Origin of the sequence: Rhodanobacter geophilus, assembly GCF_040812275.1 — a bacterium.
GTDB classification, from domain to species: domain Bacteria; phylum Pseudomonadota; class Gammaproteobacteria; order Xanthomonadales; family Rhodanobacteraceae; genus Rhodanobacter_A; species Rhodanobacter_A geophilus.
This window is the reverse complement of record NZ_JBFOHL010000005.1, coordinates 159,406-178,749: the sequence shown is the minus strand read 5'-3', so window position 1 is coordinate 178,749 and position 19,344 is coordinate 159,406. Positions and strand designations below refer to the sequence as shown.

General features: G+C 70.1%; 20 protein-coding genes and 1 pseudogene. 9 read left to right on the top strand and 12 right to left on the bottom strand.

Annotated features, from left to right (window positions below):
- Positions 1-70: 70 nt before the first annotated feature.
- Positions 71-1,360, bottom strand: coding sequence for a M56 family metallopeptidase (locus tag ABQJ56_RS07470; protein WP_367844425.1), 1,290 nt, complete (start codon positions 1,358-1,360; stop codon positions 71-73).
- 10 nt (positions 1,361-1,370) lie between these two features.
- On the bottom strand, positions 1,371-1,742 hold the full coding sequence (locus ABQJ56_RS07465; RefSeq protein WP_367844372.1) for a BlaI/MecI/CopY family transcriptional regulator: 372 nt from the start codon (positions 1,740-1,742) through the stop codon (positions 1,371-1,373).
- 168 nt (positions 1,743-1,910) lie between these two features.
- Between ABQJ56_RS07465 and ABQJ56_RS07460 the strand changes: the two are divergent.
- Positions 1,911-2,546 (top strand): annotated as a pseudogene (locus ABQJ56_RS07460) (CoA transferase subunit A); the annotation flags it as partial.
- Positions 2,547-2,639: 93 nt separating this feature from the next.
- Positions 2,640-3,269, top strand: a complete 630-nt coding sequence (locus ABQJ56_RS07455) for a 3-oxoacid CoA-transferase subunit B (protein WP_367844424.1) — start codon at positions 2,640-2,642, stop codon at positions 3,267-3,269.
- A gap of 46 nt (positions 3,270-3,315) precedes the next feature.
- Here ABQJ56_RS07455 and ABQJ56_RS07450 read toward each other — a convergent pair whose 3' ends face one another.
- The 3 genes from ABQJ56_RS07450 to ABQJ56_RS07440 all read right to left on the bottom strand — a co-directional run bounded on the left by ABQJ56_RS07450 (position 3,316) and on the right by ABQJ56_RS07440 (position 5,750).
- Complete coding sequence (locus ABQJ56_RS07450) at positions 3,316-4,299, bottom strand: histidine kinase dimerization/phospho-acceptor domain-containing protein (RefSeq protein WP_367844371.1); 984 nt, start codon at positions 4,297-4,299, stop codon at positions 3,316-3,318.
- A gap of 13 nt (positions 4,300-4,312) precedes the next feature.
- Entirely contained in the window at positions 4,313-5,044 is a 732-nt protein-coding gene (locus ABQJ56_RS07445; RefSeq protein ID WP_367844370.1) for a response regulator transcription factor, read from the bottom strand.
- 88 nt (positions 5,045-5,132) lie between these two features.
- Positions 5,133-5,750, bottom strand: a complete 618-nt coding sequence (locus ABQJ56_RS07440) for an arylesterase (RefSeq protein ID WP_367844423.1) — start codon at positions 5,748-5,750, stop codon at positions 5,133-5,135.
- On the opposite strand from ABQJ56_RS07440, the gene ABQJ56_RS07435 reads away from it, so the two are divergent.
- The 5 genes from ABQJ56_RS07435 to ABQJ56_RS07415 all read left to right on the top strand — a co-directional run bounded on the left by ABQJ56_RS07435 (position 5,749) and on the right by ABQJ56_RS07415 (position 11,909).
- The gene (locus ABQJ56_RS07435) at positions 5,749-6,450 is read left to right on the top strand and encodes an ABC transporter ATP-binding protein (RefSeq protein WP_367844369.1); all 702 of its coding nucleotides are present in this window, start codon (positions 5,749-5,751) and stop codon (positions 6,448-6,450) included. The genes ABQJ56_RS07440 and ABQJ56_RS07435 overlap by 2 nt on opposite strands.
- 913 nt (positions 6,451-7,363) lie before the next feature.
- Positions 7,364-9,847 (top strand): ABC transporter permease, encoded by a 2,484-nt coding sequence (locus tag ABQJ56_RS07430; RefSeq protein WP_367844368.1) that lies wholly within the window; start codon positions 7,364-7,366, stop codon positions 9,845-9,847.
- A gap of 46 nt (positions 9,848-9,893) precedes the next feature.
- Entirely contained in the window at positions 9,894-10,523 is a 630-nt protein-coding gene (locus ABQJ56_RS07425) for a glutathione S-transferase family protein (RefSeq protein ID WP_367844367.1), read from the top strand.
- A 58-nt stretch (positions 10,524-10,581) separates the two neighbouring features.
- On the top strand, positions 10,582-10,782 hold the full coding sequence (locus ABQJ56_RS07420; RefSeq protein WP_367844366.1) for a glycine zipper domain-containing protein: 201 nt from the start codon (positions 10,582-10,584) through the stop codon (positions 10,780-10,782).
- A complete protein-coding gene (locus ABQJ56_RS07415) occupies positions 10,779-11,909 on the top strand; it encodes an SLC13 family permease (RefSeq protein WP_367844365.1) in 1,131 nt (376 codons plus the stop codon). Before ABQJ56_RS07420 ends, ABQJ56_RS07415 begins: the two co-directional genes overlap by 4 nt.
- 33 nt (positions 11,910-11,942) lie before the next feature.
- On the opposite strand, the gene ABQJ56_RS07410 is transcribed toward ABQJ56_RS07415, so the two are convergent.
- The 6 genes from ABQJ56_RS07410 to ABQJ56_RS07385 all read right to left on the bottom strand — a co-directional run bounded on the left by ABQJ56_RS07410 (position 11,943) and on the right by ABQJ56_RS07385 (position 16,596).
- Positions 11,943-12,716 (bottom strand): DUF4097 family beta strand repeat-containing protein, encoded by a 774-nt coding sequence (locus ABQJ56_RS07410; RefSeq protein WP_367844364.1) that lies wholly within the window; start codon positions 12,714-12,716, stop codon positions 11,943-11,945.
- 130 nt (positions 12,717-12,846) lie between these two features.
- Positions 12,847-13,653, bottom strand: coding sequence for a nucleoside triphosphate pyrophosphohydrolase (mazG, locus tag ABQJ56_RS07405; RefSeq protein WP_367844363.1), 807 nt, complete (start codon positions 13,651-13,653; stop codon positions 12,847-12,849).
- Positions 13,650-14,471, bottom strand: a complete 822-nt coding sequence (gene cysQ / locus ABQJ56_RS07400; protein WP_367844362.1) for a 3'(2'),5'-bisphosphate nucleotidase CysQ — start codon at positions 14,469-14,471, stop codon at positions 13,650-13,652. The genes mazG and cysQ overlap by 4 nt, the downstream gene beginning before the upstream one ends.
- A complete protein-coding gene (gene nudE, locus ABQJ56_RS07395; protein ID WP_367844361.1) occupies positions 14,468-15,025 on the bottom strand; it encodes an ADP compounds hydrolase NudE in 558 nt (185 codons plus the stop codon). Before nudE ends, cysQ begins: the two co-directional genes overlap by 4 nt.
- A 15-nt stretch (positions 15,026-15,040) precedes the next feature.
- A complete protein-coding gene (locus ABQJ56_RS07390; RefSeq protein ID WP_367844360.1) occupies positions 15,041-15,817 on the bottom strand; it encodes an inositol monophosphatase family protein in 777 nt (258 codons plus the stop codon).
- Positions 15,814-16,596: a type II secretion system protein N gene (locus ABQJ56_RS07385; protein ID WP_367844359.1), complete on the bottom strand. Its 783-nt coding sequence runs from the start codon at positions 16,594-16,596 to the stop codon at positions 15,814-15,816. Before ABQJ56_RS07385 ends, ABQJ56_RS07390 begins: the two co-directional genes overlap by 4 nt.
- Positions 16,597-16,661: 65 nt before the next feature.
- On the opposite strand from ABQJ56_RS07385, the gene ABQJ56_RS07380 reads away from it, so the two are divergent.
- Positions 16,662-18,026 carry an adenosylmethionine--8-amino-7-oxononanoate transaminase gene (locus ABQJ56_RS07380; RefSeq protein ID WP_367844358.1) on the top strand — a complete coding sequence of 455 codons (1,365 nt, stop codon included), beginning with the start codon at positions 16,662-16,664 and terminating at the stop codon, positions 18,024-18,026.
- A gap of 26 nt (positions 18,027-18,052) precedes the next feature.
- On the opposite strand, the gene ABQJ56_RS07375 is transcribed toward ABQJ56_RS07380, so the two are convergent.
- Positions 18,053-18,382: a hypothetical protein gene (locus tag ABQJ56_RS07375; protein WP_367844357.1), complete on the bottom strand. Its 330-nt coding sequence runs from the start codon at positions 18,380-18,382 to the stop codon at positions 18,053-18,055.
- Between the two features lie 143 nt (positions 18,383-18,525).
- On the opposite strand from ABQJ56_RS07375, the gene ABQJ56_RS07370 reads away from it, so the two are divergent.
- On the top strand, positions 18,526-19,260 hold the full coding sequence (locus ABQJ56_RS07370) for a 16S rRNA (uracil(1498)-N(3))-methyltransferase (protein WP_367844356.1): 735 nt from the start codon (positions 18,526-18,528) through the stop codon (positions 19,258-19,260).
- Positions 19,261-19,344 lie beyond the last annotated feature (84 nt).

Here is a 19,344-nt window from a genome sequence, read left to right as displayed (position 1 = left end):
GGGACTCTTTCCCTGAGGACAACGGGGAAAAGTATAGCGAGACGCGCCTGCCAACCCCATGCAGCGATACTCAGCAGCCGATGCTTGGCGTCAGGTCGATCCTGATCGTGTCGTCCTCGACGACCTTGCCATCCTTGTCGGCAAGCTTGCTGCCCACCTGGATGGTGCCCTGCTGCCCGGGCAGCATGCGAATCCGCGGGTTGGCAGGCCTGGCCAGCGGGCCGCCACTCATGGTCGCCTGGACCTCCAATTGCCCGTGCTCGGCGGGAACCACGGTGAAGCGTCCTTGCCATTGCGGCAACTTGCCAAGGTTGGTCTCGATCATGTCGTGGAACTGGCCCGGCTTCAGGCACAGGGTGCCGTGATAGCGTGGCGGCTCGCCGCCGAACCCGAGCACCAGTTTCAACGTGTAACGCTGCGCGGAAACCTCCTGCGTGGCCATTGCCGTTGACGACCCCGGCTGCGTCGTCGCGTAGACGCTGCCCGCAAGCGCCAGCGCCATGCCCAGGACAACGAGCGAACCACACGCGCGACGAACCTTTCCCGGCTGATGCTTCCCCAACATGGCAATACGCTCCGTAAGTGGATGGCGAGGGGACCACGTGCAGCCCACCGGCAACGCGAATGCGGCCGACTGGGTTTTCAACATCGCATTCGCATAGCTGCGGCGCTGCGCGCCGTGTTCGCGCAGCACGGCGGCGTCGCAGGCCAGTTCCTGGTCCTGGCGCAGCGCGGCAAGCGCCCACCACGCCAACGGGTGGCACCACAGCAGCGCGACATGCGCCTGCGCAAGCAGGCACCACCAGCCATCGCCACGCCGCGCATGCGCGGCCTCGTGGGCGAGGATCAGCGCCTGCTCGGTGGTGTCGTAGCGTTGATGGAAATCCGCGGGCAGCACGATGCGGCTGCGCCATGCACCGACCAGGGCAGGTCCGACGCCGGCGCTCGTGGCGCGCAGTACCGGCCGGGATGCCGACACGCCAGTCACCGGCGCGGCGCCGCGCAAACGCTCACGGTAGCGGAGCTGCACCGCGACGGCGGACCCGAGCACCACGGCGATGCCGGCCAGCCACAGCAGCAGGGCGGCAGTGCGCCAGTCGAAACCGCCGGCGGCATCCGCATGCGACGCCGTTGCGCCGACCACCGAGGTGATCGTGTACACCAGCGGGGGCAGCGGCGCCGACGATGTGGCGGCATGCGGCAGTTGGCTGGCCAGCATGGCCAGCGGCGGCAGCAGCCACAGCTGGAAGGCGTGCTCCGCACCGAACCAGCGGCGGCACGGCCTGCGCAGCCCGGCAACGAGCAGCACCGCCGCGGTGAAGGCCAGCTGCGCCAGCCAGCCGCGCGCGGCCCAATCCATCGCGAACGATTCAAGAGTGTTCATCGTCGAGCTCCTTGAGCAGCTTGCGCAGTTCGGCGATGTCCTTCTTGCCGAGCTTGCGCTGCTCGGAGAAGTGCGCCACCAGCGGCGCCACGCGGCCGTCGAACAGGCGGTCGAGCAGGCCCTTGCTCTCCTGCGACACGTATTTCTCGCGGCTGAGCAGCGGCGTGTAGAGGTAGCGGCGGCCATCCTTCTCCGCCTTCACCGCCTTCTTCTTCAGCAGGCGGTTGAGCAGGGATTTCACCGTGCCCTCCTGCCAGTCCTGCGCCGGACCGACCTCGGCCAGGATCTCCTCGGCGCTGCGTGGCGCCGTGCGCCACAGCACCTCCATCACCACCGCCTCGGCTTCGCTGATCGCCATGATGCCACCGTTTACACGTGTAAGTGAATTGATGTTTACATGCGTAAATGCTAGACGTCAAGCCTCGGCATAAGCCGCCGCGGAAGCACTTGCGACCTTGGTACAGCACGGCCCGGCGGCAATCCGTCGTATCCTTGGCAACTGGTTCCCCTGCATGAAGGCACGGCAATGGACAAGGTCTACGCAACGGCGGCCAAGGCGCTAGCCGGCCTGCTGTTCGACAACATGACGATCGCGGCGGGCGGTTTCGGCCTGTGCGGCATCCCCGAGAACCTGATCGGCGCGCTGCTGGAAGCCGGCACCAAGGGGCTGACCATCGTGGGCAACAACGCCGGCGTGGACGACTTCGGCATGGGTCCGCTGCTGAAGACGCATCAGGTGAAGCGCGTGTACGCCTCCTACGTGGGCGAGAACAAGGAATTCGAGCGCCAGGTGCTGGCCGGCGAGCTGGAGCTGCACCTCACCCCGCAGGGCACGCTGGCCGAGAAGCTGCGCGCCGGCGGCGCCGGCATCCCCGGCTTCTACACCCGCACCGCGTTCGGCACCAAGCTGGCCGAGGGCAAGGAAACCAAGGTGTTCGACGGCAAGGAATACGTGCTGGAGGAGGCGATCCGCGCCGACGTCTCCATCGTCAAGGCGTGGAAGGGCGACCGCCTCGGCAACCTGGTGTTCCGCGAGACCGCGCGCAACTTCAATCCGATGATCGCCACCTGCGGCAAGGTCTGCGTGGCCGAGGTGGAACACCTGGTCGAGGTGGGCGAGCTGGACCCGAACAACATCCACGTGCCGGGCATCTACGTCGACCGCATCATCCAGGGCGCGAAGTACGAGAAGCGCATCGAGATCCGCACCCTCGCCGGCGCGAACACCGGCAAGGAGAACCCCACGCGCACCGCGATGGCGCAGCGCGCCGCAAAGGAACTGCGCGACGGTTTCTACGTGAACCTCGGCATCGGCATCCCGACCCTGGTGGCGAACTACATCCCCGCCGGGATGGACGTGGTGCTGCAATCGGAGAACGGCCTGCTCGGCATCGGCCCGTTCCCCACCGAGGAGCAGGTCGACCCCGACCTGATCAACGCGGGCAAGCAGACCATCACCACCCTGCCCGGCTCCAGCTTCTTCTCCAGCGCGGACTCGTTCGCGATGATCCGCGGCGGCCACATCGACCTGTCGATCCTGGGCGGCATGGAAGTCTCCGCCACCGGCGACCTCGCCAACTGGATGGTGCCGGGCAAGATGGTGAAGGGCCCGGGCGGCGCGATGGACCTGGTCAGCGGCGTGCGCCGCGTGGTGGTGCTGATGGAGCACTGCGCGAAGGATGGCTCGCCGAAGATCAAGGAGCAGTGCGAGCTGCCGATCACCGGCAAGGAATGCGTGGACCTGATCATCACCGAGCTGTGCGTGTTCGCCGTCGAGAAGGGCAAGGGCCTCACCCTGATCGAGCTGAACCCCGGCGTGACGGTGGACGAGGTGAAGGCGAAGACCGGCTGCGCGTTCGCGGCGGGTTCCGCGCTGAAACAGTAACCGGCGGCGTCCTGCGCATCGCGAAGCCGGCGCTTCGCGATGGGCCTCAGGCCCTCATCGGCAAGATATCCGGGAAGCGCACGCGGGCCACGCCGGGCCTGCCTGACGCATGCAGCTCCAGCGGCCAGGCGAAACGGTCGCTGATGCGCTGGGCGATCGCGAGCTCGAAGCTGAGTCGTTCGCCGCCGGCACGGGTCGCGGCGGCGCTGCCCGCCGCATGGCTCACGGTGATCGCGCCCGGCAACACGGTGACCACCACACGGCCCGCCTCGGCATGCTGGCAGGCGTCGCGGATCAGTTGCCAGCACAACACCGAGAACGCGCGCGCGGAACCGTGCAACGCGAAGCGCGCCGGCTCCTCCAACTGCAGCTCCACCGGCGTGCCCGCCATCAGGTCGCGCGCGGTTTCCAGTTCGTGCCGCAGCACGTCGTTCACCACGAACTGTTCGGCGGTGCCGCCGGGGTCGGATTCGCGCGCCAGGATCAGCAGCACCTCGACCAGCGCCTCCAGTTCGCGCGTGGCGCGGTGGATGCGCCGCACCGAGCGTCTCCCGCGTTCGTCGAGGCCACCCTCGTCGGCCAGCATGTCCACCGCCATGCGGATCACCGTGAGCGGCGTGCGCAACTCGTGGCTGGCGTCGCGGGTGAAGTTGCGTTCGCGCTGGCCGTAGTCGGCGATGCGCGCGGCGAAGCCCTGCAACCCGCGCGCCAGCACGGCGAGGTCGGCGTCGGTACGCCGCGAGAGACGTTCGGGCTGCAGCGCGGCCGGGTCGGACTGGCCGTCGTGCCACTCGCTGATCAACCGCGCCAGCGCACTCACCGGCTGCCACTCGCGGCGCGTGGCCAGCCAGGCCAGGCCGGTGACGAGCACGATTACCGCGATCGCCGCCGGGAGCGGCGCCTGGTCGTACGCGCCCATCACGCAGACGATCGCCACCGCGACGAACTGCAGCGCGAACACCCAGGCGATGCGACGCCGGAAGGCGCCGGCGCGGAACACCACCGCGCCCTGCACTTCTTTCGCTTTCATCGCTGCCTGCACGTCACGCCATGTGGGCGGCCGTGGCCACTTCCGCGTCGAGATCCGCGAGCCGGTAGCCAGCCGAATGGATGGTGTGTAGCAGGGGCCGCGGGAAGGGTTTGTCAATGACCCGGCGCAGGTTGTACAGGTGCGAGCGCAGCGTGTCGGAGTCGGGCAGCATGTCGCCCCAGATCTCGCGCTCGATGTCGCGCCGGCTCACCACGCGCGGCGACTCGCGCATCAGGATCGCCAGCAGCTTCAGGCCGATCGGCGACACGGTGAGCTCCTGCCCCGCGCGGGTCAGCCGCAGCGTGGCGGTATCCAGCGTCATGTCGCCCACGTTGAGCACCTCTGCCGAAACCTGGCGGCGGTCGCGGCGGATCAGCGCGCGCAGCCGCGCCTCCAGTTCGCGCACCTCGAACGGCTTCACGAGGTAATCGTCGGCGCCGGCTTCCAGCCCGATCAGCTTGTCCTCCAGGGTGTCGCGCGCGGTGAGCATCAGCACCGGGGTGGCCTTCTTCGCCTCGCGGCGCAGCTTGCGGCAGACCTCCAGGCCATCGAGGCCGGGCAGCATCAGGTCCAGCACGATCACGTCGTAGCTGCTGGTCACCGCCAGGTGCAGCCCGCTGGCGCCATCGGCCGCGTAGTCCACGGAATAGCCGCAACGTTCGAGGAACTCGCCCACCGCCTCGGCGATCTGGCGGTTGTCCTCCACCAGCAGAATCAGGCCGGCCTGCTCGTCGTGTCCGCTCATGTCGCTCCTCCTGCGTGGCTTCACAAATGTGAAGAGCTAACCGGGCACCGGGTGATGAAGGCGTGAAAACCGCGGGGAAACATTCAGCTCACGGGCGCAGCAACGGTTGCAGCACGCGCCACACGTTTTCCAGCACCCTCGGTTCGCCGGCGGCCGTCGGATGGAGGCCGTCGGCCTGCATCAGGGCCGGATCCAGTGCCACGCCATCGAGCAGGAACGGCAGCAAGGCCACGTGCTTCTGTTTCGCCAGGTCGGCATAGATCGCGCGCAGGCCGTCGCGGTATTGCGGACCGTAGTTCACCGGGAGTTCGATGCCGAGCAGCAGCACCCTGGCATGCGTGGCCTGGGCCGCGGAGACCATCGCCATGAGGTTGTCGCGCAGCCGGTTCAACGGCAGGCCCTGCAGGCCGTCGTTCGCGCCCAGCTCGATCACCACCACACCCGGACGATAAGTGGCCAGCAACGCCGGCAGCCGGTTGCGCCCGGACAGCGAGGTTTCGCCGCTGATGCTGGCATTGACCACGGCCCACGGCGGCACCATCTTGCCAAGACGGACTTCCAGCAGATGCACCCAGCCCTGCTCCGTCGCAATGTTGTGCGCGGCGGACAGCGAATCGCCCAGCACCAATACGCTACGCGCGGGCGCGGCCTGCACCGCGACGACGGCACCGGCAAGCCACAGCAGCAAGCACAGGAAACGACGCATGAGCGACATGCCCCACTCTGTCCTGGAAGCTCACGATGTTAGCAAGTCGGTGGACGGTCCCGAGGGGCGGCTGCAGATCCTCGATCGGGTGGGCCTGCGCGTCGGAGCGGGCGAGAGCTTCGCCATCGTCGGTGCCTCCGGCTCGGGCAAGACCACCCTGCTCGGCCTGCTCGCGGGGCTGGACACGCCGAGTTCCGGCGGCATCCGCCTCGACGGCCATGCGCTGGAGACGCTGGGCGAGGAAGCGCGCGCCGACCTGCGCCGGCGCCTGGTGGGCTTCGTGTTCCAGTCCTTCCACCTGCTTCCAGCGCTCAGCGCCGAGGAGAACGTGATGCTGCCGCTGGAACTGGAAGGCGACGCGCAGGCGCGTGCCAAGGCACGCGAGGCACTGGACGCGGTGGGCCTCTCCGCGCGGCGCCGGCATTACCCTGCCCAGCTCTCCGGCGGCGAGCAGCAACGCGTGGCGATCGCCCGCGCCTTCGTGCACGGCCCGCGCCTGCTGCTCGCCGACGAGCCCACCGGCAACCTCGACCAGCGCACCGGCCACCACGTCGCCGACCTGCTGTTCGCGCTGAACCGCGACCACCGCACCACCCTGGTACTGGTGACCCACGACGCGCAGCTTGCCGCGCGCTGCCAGCGGCGCATCGAGTTGCAGGAGGGGCGCGTGCTGGCGCACGCGGCGGCGGTGGACGCATGAGCGCGCGCATTCCTCCCTTTGCCCGCTTGCGGGAAGAAGCAAACATTCCTCCCCTCGCCCGCTTGCGGGAGAGGGGTCGGGGGAGAGGGGGTTTTGCTTCTGCTTGCACGCAAGGAACGAAGCGGTTTCGTGCGCCTGCCGGCGCCCGAGTTACTTCTCCTTTGCTTGTCCACGCCGCCGCAGGAGCGGCGGCGAACAGCGAAGCTGGCCCGCGAGGGTGGAGGGCAGGATGCCCGGAATCAAGGAGAAGCAACCAAGAGGAAACGACACCCCGATGGCGCGCCCTCCGGGCATCCTGCCCTGCGGGTGCGCGGGCGGGTGGCGGGGTTTTTCGGCGGGACTCCTGCCCCGGCGAAAAACTGGCCCGCATCCCTGCGGGCCATCCTGCGGACTTTCCCCCAGCCGCCCGCCGCGCCATAGGGGCCCCAGAAAAGCAGCGCGCTCCTGCGCGCAGATGCAACAGCCAAAACAAGAGCAAGAGCGCCGCACTGGCGCGGCGCTCTGCTGTGGCTTCTGGCGCGCACGACGCGCGCCTGCTCTTAACGGGGCCCCTCGGCGGCGGTGAGGCGGGGACGAGAAGGCCGCGCAGCGGGCGAGCCCATGGATGGGCTCGCCTTTTCGCGCGGGCAGGAGCCCGCTCGAAAAGCCCGGCACCGCCTCACGCACTTGCCGGGCAGGACGCCCGGCAAGCGCCGCCGCGGGGTGGCCTTCTCTTTTGGTTACTTTTCTCTTGGCCACGCAAGAGAAAAGTAACTCGGGCCGCGGCAGCGGCTCGAAACCGCTTTGAAACTTGCGTAACCGCAAAAGCCAAAGCCCCCCTCGCCCCAACCCTCTCCTCCAACGATGAAACCGTTGGGGGAGAGGAAAACAAAGCGGCGCAGGACGCCGCGCACGCGTCCACCGGAGCCCAGCCATGAAGCTGCTGCGCCTAGCCCTGCGCAACCTGCGCCGCGAGTGGCGCCTGCCCGAGTTGCGCACCCTGGCCGGCTCCCTGCTGCTGGCGGTGCTGGCGCTGGGCGTGGTGGCCACGCTGGCCACGCGGGTGGAGCGCGGCATCCTTGCCAGCGCGGCGGAGCTGATCGGTGGCGACATCGGCGTGTCGGCGCCGCAGGCCGTGCCGGATGTCTTTGCCGACCAGGCACGCCGCGACGGCCTCGCCATGAGCCGTACCGCCGGCTTCCCCAGCGTGGCATTCGCCCACGAGCACAGCCAGCTGCTCGATGTGCAGGCCACCGACGGCGCGTATCCGCTGCGCGGCAAGCTGTTGCTCGCCGACGCTGCCGGGCGCCAGCGCAACGGCCATGGCCCCGCCGCGGGCGCGGTCTACCTCGACCATCGGGCGCTGGTGGCGCTCTCGCTCAAGGTGGGCGACACGCTGCAGCTGGGCGGCAAGCAGCTGCGCATCGCCGCGGAGCTGGTGCAGCAGCCCGACGGCGGCGCGCTGGTGACGCTGGCGCCGCGCGCGCTGATGAGCCTGCAGGACGCCGAGCAGGCCGGCCTGCTCGGCACCGGCAGCCGCGCGCATTTGCGCCTGCTGCTGGCGGGTTCGCCGGAGGCCGTGCGTCGCTGGCGGGCGTGGGCCGAACGGCAGGCCTTGCCGCAGGGCGCGGAACTGGTCACGCCGGAGCAGACCCAGGAACGCATGCGCACGGCCTTCGACCGCGCCGGCGCCTTCCTGCATCTCACCGCCCTGCTGGCCGCCCTGCTCGCCGGCGTGGCGATCGCGCTGTCCGCGCAGCGTTATGCGCGGCGGAAGACGCCCGAGGTGGCGCTGCTGCGCGCGCTGGGTACGCCGCGCCGGCGCGTGCTCGGCCTCTTGCTGCTCACGCTCACCGCGCTGGCGGTGCCGGTGGCACTCGTCGGCGTGCTGCTCACGCTGGGCGCGGCTCAGCTGGCCTGGCAGTTCGCCCGCACCTTGTTCGGCGGCATTCCCACCGAGTTGCCGCTGCTGCCCGCGCTGGGCGCCGCGGCGGTGGGCGTGGCCGTGCTGGCCGGCTTCGCGCTGCCGCCGCTGCTGCGACTCGCCGACGTGCCACCAGTCGCCGTGTTCCGCGAGAGCCTGGCGCGCCGCGTGCGCCGCTTCGACGCCCTGTATCTGCTGCCCGCGCTGGTGGCGCTGGCGCTGATCTGGAGCCAGAGCGGCTCGTTGAAACTCGCCGGCATCCTCGCCGCAAGCCTCGCCGGCGTGGCGCTGATGGCCGCACTGCTGGCGACCGTGCTGCTGTGGCTGGCGCGACGCGTGGCACCGGGTGCGCACCCTGCCCTGCGGCTGGGCCTGGCGGCGCTGGCGCGACGGCGCGGGCTCAGCGTGGTGCAGGCCACCGCACTGAGCCTGGGCCTCACCGCCCTGCTGTTGCTGTCCGTCGTGGCGCCCGCGCTGCTCGACGGCTGGCGCAAGGAACTGCCCGCCGACACGCCGAACTGGTTCGCGCTGAACCTGCAGGACGACCAGCATGCCGGCTTCACGCAGGCGCTGGCGCGCATCGGCGCCGACCAGCTCAACATGATGCCGCTGGCGGTGGGCAAGCTCACCGCGATCAACGGTCGCCCCATCGACGGCCAGCACTTCGCCGACCCGCGCGCGAAGGACTGGGCCGACCGCCAGCTGCGCCTGTCCTGGTCCGCCGCGCTGCCGCCCGCGAACCAGGTGATCGCCGGGCACTGGTTCGAGGAGCGACCGGCGCAGGCCGAGGTATCGGTGGACCGCATGTGGCGCGACATGTTCGCGCTGAAGCTGGGCGACACGATGAGCTTCGACGTGGGCGAGGGGCGCATCGACGCGAAGGTGACCAGCTTCCGCCAGGTCGACTGGAGCTCGTTCCGGGTCAACTTCTTCCTGCTGCTCGACCCCGCGCATGCCGACGCGCTGCCGCACACCTGGCTGGCCAGCTTCCACCTGCCGCGCGGCCACGCGCAGGCCATGGCGCAACTGTCGCGCGACTATGCCAACCTCAGCCTGGTGGACGTGGACGACCTGCTCGACCGCATCCGCCAGATCGTCGACCGCGTGGGCGGCGCGGTGCGCTGGATCCTGGGTTTCAGCCTGCTCGCCGGCGCGCTGGTGCTGGCCGCCTCGCTGGCGGCCAGCGCCGCCGAACGCCGCCACGAGGCGGCCCTGCTGCGCACCCTGGGCGCCCGTCGCGCGCAACTGCGTGTGGCCGCCGCCTGCGAGTTCGCCCTGCTCGGCCTGATCGCCGGCCTCACCGCCGCGCTGGGCGCCGCCGCCGCGGGCCTGTGGCTGGGCCGCAGCGTGTTCCACATCGACGGCTTCGCGCCGCCGCCGTGGCCGCTGGCGCTGGGTGCGCTGGGCTGCGCCTTCGTGGTGATGCTGCTGGGGCTGGCAGGCACGCGCAAGGTGACGCGCACCTCGCCGATGCGCTTGTTGCGGGAAGGGTGAGCGAGCCGTCAACATCGGCGGATCCACTCTGCGGTGCGGAGGCCTCATGTACACCCTCTACTACTCCCCCGGCACCGCCAGCATGGTGGTGCACCTCGCATTGCTCGAGATCGGCGCGCCGTACGAGCTGCGGCTGGTGGATTTCGACCAGGACGCGCAGCACGGCGCCGATTACCTGAAGCTCAACCCACGCGGTGTGGTGCCCACCCTGGTGATCGACGGCCGGCCGCGCGCCGAATCGGCGGCGCTGCTGCAGATGCTGGCCGAGCGGCATCCGGAGGCGAAGCTGATCCCGCCCGCCGGCGCGCCGGAACGCGAGGCCTGGCTGCAGTGGACGGTCTATCTCAGCAATACGCTGATGTCGTCGTACCGCTTCTGGTTCTATCCCGCGGAACTCGGCACCGCGGAACACACGCCGGAAGTCCGCGCCGCACTGCAGGCGAAGATCGCCGCGGTGTGGGACCTGCTCGATGCCCAGCTCGCGGCGCACGGGCCCTACCTGCTGGGCCGCGACTTCTCCGGCGCCGACCTGCTGCTGACCATGCTGATGCGCTGGTCGCGCAACATGCCGCGCCCCGCCACCGGTTGGCCTGCGCTGAAACGATTGGCCGACCTGGTGCGCGCACGGCCAAGCTGGAAGAAGCTGTACGAGCTGGAAGGCTTGAGCGAATGGTGACGCCCGCTGGGCCGACGCCGTAACTCGCACAAGCCGAACCCCTTCACCAGGACACGCCATGGCCGACCAGAATCCATCCGGCAAACCCGACCCCGAACGCCAGCGCAAGCTCGGCATCGGCATCAGCATCGGCGTGGCCATCGGCGCCGCACTTGGCGTCGCGATGCACAACCTCGCGGTGGGCATAGGCGTGGGTATCGTCATCGGCGTCGCCATGGGCATCGGCGGGGGCAGGAACGACAGGCAGGGCCGCAGGTGACGTCGGACCCTGCCACCAGCAACTGGCTGGCCAGGCTGAAATCCGAGTGGCTGCTGCTTCTGTTCGCCGCACTCGCGGTGGTGCTGGCGCTGCTCGACCCGCAGCCGGCGGCCAGCCACCGGCGCTGGCTGCAGATTCCCACGCTGGCCGGCCTGCTGGGCCTGCTGGTGGCGATCCAGGGCATCCGCGACAGCGGGCTGGTGCAGCACGCAGCCGGTGCGCTGGTGGCGCGCGTGCACGGCTTGCGCAGCCTGGGCCTGTTGCTGGTGGGCGCCACCGCCCTGCTGGCGATGGTGCTGACCAACGACGTGAGCCTGTTCCTGATCGTGCCGCTGACCCTGGCGATCGGCGCCATCTCCAACCTGCCGGTGGCGCGCATGGCGGTGCTGGAGGCGCTGGCGGTGAACGCGGGCAGCACGCTGAGCCCGATCGGCAATCCGCAGAACCTGCTGCTGTGGCAGCACTCGGGCCTGCCGTTCCTGCGCTTCGCGCTGGCGATGCTGCCCGCGGCGGCGGTGATGTTCACGCTGGTGGCCCTGTGCACGCTGGCATGGCTGCCGAAGGGGCGGGTGACGCTTGCGCCTGCACAAGTGGATGGCCACGTGGTTTCCGCCCCGCTGGCCGCGGGTTCGGTGGTGGCGCTGGTGGCGATGGTGCTGGCGATGGACCACGGCCACGCCGTGACCGCAGCCCTTTCGCTGGTGCTGGCGTTCGCGCTGCTGGCGCGGCATAGCCTGGCGCGCCTCGACTGGCTGCTGCTCGCCACCTTCGCCGCGATCTTCCTCGGCCTCGGCCATTTCGCCGAACTGCCACTGGTGCAGCACGGCCTCGACCGGCTCGCGCTCGGCCGGCCGCTGGCGCTGTATGCCGCCGGCATCGCGGCATCGCAGCTGATCAGCAACGTGCCGGCCACGGTGCTGCTGCTGGATCACGCGCGCGACAACGTTGCGCTCGCGGTGGCGGTGAACGTGGGCGGTTTCGGCCTGGCGATCGGCTCGCTGGCGAACCTGATCGCGCTGCGGCTGGCCAGGCAGCCGCAGGATTGGCGGCTGTTCCACCGCGTGTCGGTGCCGTTCCTGCTGGCGTGTGCGCCGCTGGTGTACTTGGCTTGGCGGTGGCTGGGGTAGCCCCCGCCCTTTCCGCCATTCCGCCCGCGCAGGTCAGTCGTCGTCGCGCGGCACGCTGACCTTGCCCTTCACGCCGCTGTGGTTGACGTCGCCGCTGCCCTTGGCGCCGAGGCTGAGGTCGCCGCCCACGTCGTGCGCGCCCAGGTCGCCCGAACCCAGCGTGTCCACGTGCACGCTGCCGCCGACGCCGCGCAGGGTCACGTCGCCGGAGCCGATGCTGCCGACCTTCGCGTCGCCCTTCACGTCGCGCGCCTTGAGGTCGCCCGAGCCCACCGAGCCGGCCTGCAGGCTGCCGACGCCGCTGGCGTCGACATCGCCCGAGCCCACGCTGGTGCTGAAGGCGCCGCTGATGTTGCTGACGTGCAGGTCACCCGACCCCACCATGGTGCGCAGCTGCTGCAGGCCGGCCACGGTGGCGTCGCCGGAACCCACGCGCACCGTCACCGGCAATTCCGGCGGCAGTTGCACGTTGGCCTCGATGTTTGTGGAGAAGCTGCCGAACAGGTGGAACGAGAACGTGTTCTGCCCGCCCAGTTCGATGATGAGCTGGTCGCCCTCGCGGCGCTGGGTGATCTGCAGTTTGTCCAGCAGCGACTGGTCGGAGGCGCAGGCGCGGCCGGTCACCACCAGCTGCCTCGCGCCCGGCGCGCCGTTCACGTGCAGGTCGTAGCTGTTGACGTCGATCTGCACGCCGTGCACGCCGGCAAGATCGACCTGCAGGTTGCGCGGCGCCTGGTATTTGCATCCGTCGGCGGCGAAGGCGGCGAGCGGGGCGAGCAGCAGCAAGGCAAGGGCGATACGGCGCATGACGGAACTCCTCGGGTGGGTGTCGACCGGTTCTGATGCGGCTCACGGGCAAAAGGTTGCAAGCTCGTGAAGAGTGCGGCCATGGATGGCCGCCCGTTTGACCTTCGCGATCAGGGATGACCGCAGAGGTTTAGCACTCGTCCTGCTTGGCGCGCCGCCACAGATCTTCCTGCGCAGGCAGGTCATGGGCGGAGAGCGTGCTGCCGGCGTCGGCGGCCAGCTGTTCCATGCGGCGGAAACGCCGCTCGAACTTCGCGTTGGCGTGGCGCAGCGCACGCGAGAAGTCCACGCCGGCGTGACGGGCGAGGTTCGCCACCACGAACAGCACGTCGCCGATCTCGTCCTCCAGCCGCGCCGGATCGGCGCCCGCCTCGAATTCGGCGCGCACCTCGGCCATCTCCTCGGCCAGCTTGTCCAGCACCGGCCGGTGGTCCGGCCAGTCGAAGCCCACGGCGGCAGCGCGCTGCTGCAGCCTGGTCGCGCGCTTCCACTCCGGCAGGCCGTGCGAGATGCCGGCCAGCGCACTGGCGTCATGTGCCTCGCCTTTGGTGGCGCGCTCGGCGGCCTTGAGTTCCTCCCAGGCCTGCTTCTGCGTGTCGAGGTCCGCGTATTGCACCTCGCCGAACACGTGCGGGTGGCGGCGGATCATCTTGGCGCTGATCGCATGCGCCACGTCGGCGAAATCGAAGCGTCCCTGCTCGGCCGCCATCTGCGCGTGGAACACCACCTGCAGCAGCAGGTCGCCCAGTTCCTCGCGCAGGTCGTCGAAGTCGCCACGGTCGATCGCGTCGGCCACCTCGTAGGCTTCCTCGATGGTGTAGGGCGCGATGCTGGCGAAGTCCTGCTGCACGTCCCACGGGCAGCCGCGCTCGGGATCGCGCAACCGGGCCATGATCGCCAGCAGGTCGTCGAGGCTGTGGCGCGCGGCCGCGCTCATTGCAGGCCGGCGTCGCGCAGCTTGGCGGGCCAGTCGAGGCTGGCGTCGCCCACCGCGATGAACTCGGGGTTGAGCAGCGACTCGCCGCGGTCGTAGCGCAGCGGCTGGCCGTGCAGGTCGAGCACGGCGCCGCCGGCCTCCTCCAGCACGCATTGCGCGGCGGCGGTGTCCCACTCGCTGGTGGGGCCGCGGCGCAGGTAGACGTCCGCGCCGCCGCGCGCGAGCAGGCAGAACTTCAGCGAGGAGCCCAGCGGCTGCAGGCTGTAGTCGTCGCCGACCAGGCGGCGCAGGGCCTCCTCCTGCGAGCCGCCGTGCGAACGGCTGCCGGCGGCGGTGGCCGGCCGCGCCAGCGTGCGGGTGCTGACGCGCTCCCAGTCGCCGCCTTCTGCCGCCTGCCACCACGCGCCGATGCCGCGCGCAGCGGCGTACAGGTCGCCGGTGACCGGCGCCAGCACCACGCCCAGCACGGGTTCGTGGTGGTCGACCAGGGCGATGTTGACGGTGAACTCGCCGTTGCGCTTCACGAACTCGCGCGTGCCATCCAGCGGATCGACCAGCCAGTGCCGCGTCCACGCGCGGCGCTGCTCCCACGACGCCTGGCTGGCTTCCTCGGACACCAGGGGCAACACGGGCCCGATGCGCGCCAGGCCCTCGGCGATCACCTTCTGCGCGGCCAGGTCGGCGGCGGTGAGCGGGGAACGATCGTCCTTCAGCTCGACGTCGAAGTCCTGCCGGTAGACCTCGAGAATCGCTTCGCCCGCGCGACGTGCCAGCGTGGCGATATCGAGCAGCAGGGAATGCTGGAACGGTGCGCTCACTTCAGTTGCATCCTTCCGGCGAGGTATTCGCGCGCCATGAACAGCGCGGCGATGGAACGGCCCTCGGTGACGTCGTCGCGCGCCACCAGGGTGTGCAGTTCGGCCAGCTTCCACGGCACCACTTCCAGCGGCTCGGGCTCGTCGCCTTCCAGGCGCTGCGGGTAGAGATCCTGCGCCAGCACCGCGTGCGCCATGTGGGTCATGTAGGACGGCGACAGCGAGAGCGCGTGCAGCGGCGTGAGGCGGCGGGCGCCATAGCCCACCTCTTCCTTCAGTTCGCGGTTGGCGCCCTCTTCCACCGTTTCGCCGGGATCGAGCCGCCCCTTGGGCAGGCCCAGTTCGTAACGCTCCAGGCCCACGCCGTACTCGCGCACCAGCAGCACGGTTTCCGCATCCAGCATCGGCACGATGATGACCGCGCCCAGGCCGCCGGGCTTCATGCGCTCGTAGGTGCGGCGCTCGCCGTTGGAGAACTCCAGATCGACCTGTTCGAGACGCAGGAAGCGGCTGTCGGCGACATCGCGCGTGGCGTGGATGATGGGCGGCTTGGGCATCGGTCGATTGTAGCTTCAGCGGCTCAGGCGCCGCAGGGCCTCGGCATGGATCGCCGGCGTGCCGGCCAGCACGCTGCGCGTTTCCAGCGTGGGCGTCTGGCCGTCCAGATCGGTGAACACGCCGCCGGCCTCGCACACGATCACCGCCAGTGCGGCGACGTCGAGGATGTTCACGTCGGACTCGACCACCAGGTCCAGCGCACCGCGCGCCAGCAGGTGGTAGTGGCAGAAATCGCCGTAGCCACGGATGCGGTTGGAGTCGCGGATCATCGCGCCCAGCGCGGCCCAGCGCGCATCGCCGGTGAGCGTCTTGACGTTGCCGGTGGAGATCGACGCCTGCGAAAAATCCGTGGTGTCGGCCACGCGCACGCGCTCGCCCTCGAACCAGGCGCCGTCGCCCGCGCTGGCCCACATCGTCTCGCCGTAGACCGGCGCGCTGGACACGCCCAGCACCAGTTCGCCGCGGTCCATCAGCGCGATCTGGGTGGAGAAGAACGGCGTGCGCCGCACGAAGCTCTTGGTGCCGTCCAGCGGATCGACCAGCCACAGCAGGCCGTCGCGCGCGCCGTCGAGGCCGAACTCCTCGCCATAGATCGCCGCCTCCGGCAGCGCCGCGCGCAGCACTTTGCGGATCGCCTGCTCGGCCTCGCGATCGGCCACCGTCACCGGCGTGGCGTCGCCCTTGATCTCCACGTCCACGCCACGCTTCCAGTAATGCAGGATCACCTCGGCGGCGGCGGCGGCGGCTTCGCGGGCGGCCGCCAGGGCCTGCGCGGCGGTTTCGGCGTTCATCGTGCGGTCTTCCCCGTGATGGCGGCGGCCATGCCGCCGCTGCGTGCGATGTGGAGGGTGCCGTCGGCGGCGGGCCGGCCCAGCGTGGCGATCCAGCGTTGCAACGCCGGATCGTTTTGCCGCGACTGCAATTCGGCTCCGAGCCGCCAGCCCAGCAGGCTCAGGTCCAGCTTGCCGGTGGTGCGCAGCGGGCCCTGGCCGTCATCCTGCCATTCTGCATGGATCACGCCGCCCTGCGCAGCGAGCGTGCCATGAAGATCGCCCAGCGCCACATCATCGTTCTTCATATGCAGGGCGGCCTGCCGCCATTGCCAGTCGGCCTGCAGCTCCAGCGGCCAGCCGCCCTGCAGCAAGGCATGCCGCGCGTTCAACGCAAGCTCGCCGCGCGGCTGGCCCAGCGGCAGGCGCAGGTCAGCCAGTGCCGCGAGGTCCACATGTGCCTGCAGGTCGCTCCATGCCGACTGGCTCGCCGGCAACTGCTGCATGTGCCCGCGCAGGCCGAATTGCGGCCCCTCGAAATCGATCTGCAATTCGGCTCGCCCGAACAGCGCGCGATGCGACAACTGCCATTGCACGTGACCCAGCCCGCGACCGGCCGACGACAGCACCTGGCCCGCGCTGCCATTCCACACGGTGCCGCCCAGCTCTTGCAGGCGCAGGCCGTGCAACTGTGGCTGCAACAACGGCATCGCCCAGCGCGCGGGCAGCCACCACAGCAGGAGCGCGGCGGCCAGCAGCAACACGGCCACGGCCGCGAGGATTTTCCTGAGGATCTTCAAACGGCGATTCCGGAAATTTCGCGCGCGCACTTGAGCGCGCGTCAACGCAAGTCGATCATAACCGGATGACGAACCCCGCCGACCGCAACGCCGCGCTCGCCGCGCGCGACCTGAAGCACATCTGGCACCCCTGCACCCAGATGCACGACCACGAAACGATCCCGATGCTGCCCATCGTGCGCGGCGAGGGCGCGTGGCTGATCGACGCCGAGGGCCGCCGCTATCTCGACGGCATCAGCTCGTGGTGGACCAACCTGTTCGGCCACGCCAACCCGCGCATCGCCGCCGCACTGGCCGAGCAGGCGAAGACGCTGGAGCACGTGATCTTCGCCGGCTTCACCCATCCGCCCGCGATCGAACTGGCCGAGGAACTGGTGCGCGTCACGCCTGCCGGGCTGGACAAGGTGTTCTTCGCCGACAACGGCTCGGCGGCGATCGAGGTGGCGCTGAAGATGAGCTTCCACTACTGGCTGAACCAGGGCCATGGCGAGAAGACCCGCTTCATCGCGCTCACCGGCAGCTACCACGGCGAGACGCTGGGCGCGCTGTCGGTGAGCGACGTGGCGCTGTACCGCAAGACCTACGCGCCGCTGCTGCTGACGCCGATCCTCGCGCCCTCGCCGGACGCGTACGAAGGCGAACCGGGCGAAGCGCCGGCACAGGTCGCCGTGCGCCGTCTCGGCGACCTGCGCGCGCTGCTGGAACGCCATGCGCACGAGACCTGCGCGGTGATCGTGGAACCGCTGGTGCAATGCGCCGGCGGCATGCGCATGTACCACCCCGACTACCTCGCCGGCCTGCGCCGGCTGTGCGATGAATTCGCGGTGCACTTCATCGCCGACGAGATCGCGGTGGGCTTCGGCCGCACCGGCACGTTGTTCGCATGCGAGCAGGCGAAGGTGTCGCCCGACTTCATGTGCCTGTCCAAGGGGCTCACCGGCGGCACCCTGCCGTTGTCGGCCGTGCTCACCACGCAGCACGTGTACGAGGCGTTCTACGCCGAATACAGCGCCGGCAAGGCCTTCCTGCATTCGCACAGCTACACCGGCAACCCGCTGGCCTGCAGCGCGGCGCTGGCCACGCTGGCGATCTTCCGCGACGAGCCGGTGCTGGAACGCAACCGCATGCTGGCCGCCCACCTCGCGCGCCGGCTGCAACCGCTGCGCGAACACCCGCACGTGGCCGAGGTGCGCCAGACCGGCATGATTGCCGCGGTGGAACTGGTGGCGGACAAGGCCACGCGCCACCCCTTCCCCGCCGGGGATCGCCGCGGCCTGCGCGTGTACCTGCATGGCCTGCAGCACGAGGCGCTGCTGCGCCCGCTGGGCAACGTGGTCTACTTCATGCCGCCCTACGTGGTGAGCGAGGCGGAGATCGACCATCTGGTCGAGGTGGCGGTGGCAGGCATCGAGCGCGCCGTGGCGGACTGAGCCGCCCGACGACTCGGCGATCGCGATCAGTGGATCGCCGGATCCAGCATGCGCAGCGCGTCCCCCACCTTCGGCTGGCCGGTGTCGCGCAGCTCCTTGGCGCTGTAGCTCCGCCCGAATGCGCCCTGCAGGCACTGGCCCGGCTTCGCCGGAATCAGGCTGCCGGTGTCGCGGATGCAGTCGCGGTCTCCCGGCTTGATCACCTGATGCCGCTGGTTCGCCGGCCGGGATGGGGCCGCAGGCGCCGGCGCGAGATGCGGCGCGTATCGGGAAGGCTGCAACGCCTGCGCGGTCGCGAAGGCACTCATACCGAGGCCGAACGCCGCCGCCAGTGAAAGCATGGCTGTCTTGAGCATGGCGGTTACCTCCAGCCGCTCGGTGACTTCGCCATCCTGCGCCGGCGCGGGGTGGCAGGCAAGCGATGCCGGCCTGCCGGCGCGGCGGCATTCAGCTTGCGGAACGGCTCGATTATGCTTGCGCTTTGCCGCGAATCTCCCGCATGCGCACCATCCGCATCCACGTCGATCTGCCGCTTGCCACCGGCGCCGAACTGGCCCTGCCGGCCCAGGCCGGCGAGCACGTGGCGCGCGTGCTGCGCCTCGTGGCGGGCGACCCGCTGACCCTGTTCAACGGTGACGGCGCCGACTACGCCGCCACGATCCTCGCCGCCGGCAAGCGCGAGGTGCAGGTGCAGGTGCTGGATCGGCAAGTCGTGGGCCGCGAATCCCCGCTGCGGCTGACCCTGGCGCAAGGCGTGGCGCGCGGCGAGAAGATGGACCTGATCGTGCAGAAGGCCACCGAGCTGGGCGTCGCGCGCATCGTGCCGCTGCTCACCGAGCGCGCGGAGGTGAAGCTGGATGCCGCCCGCGCGGAGAAACGCCTGGCGCATTGGCGCGCGGTGGCGGCCAGCGCCTGCGAACAATGCGGCCGCGCCTGCCTGCCCGAGATCCTTCCCGCCCTGCTGCTGCCGGCCTGGCTGGCGGCGCTGGCCGACGACGGCGCATTGCGGCTGGCCCTGCTGCCCGAGGCGGAATCCTCGGCACGGGAACTGCGTCCCGGCGATGCCGGCGTCCTGCTCGTTGTGGGTCCGGAAGGCGGGCTGGGCGAACGCGACGTCGCGGCACTGGGCGAAGCCGGCTTCACCGGCCTGCGCCTGGGGCCCCGCATCCTGCGCACCGAAACCGCCGGGCTGGCCGCACTGGCCGCGCTGCAGGCGCTGCACGGGGATTTCTGACCGAAAGGAAAGCGCCGGTTACTTCCGCTAGCCGCGCCCACGGGACCAGAAGCCGACGGCGACGCCGGCGAATGCCACGGCAAC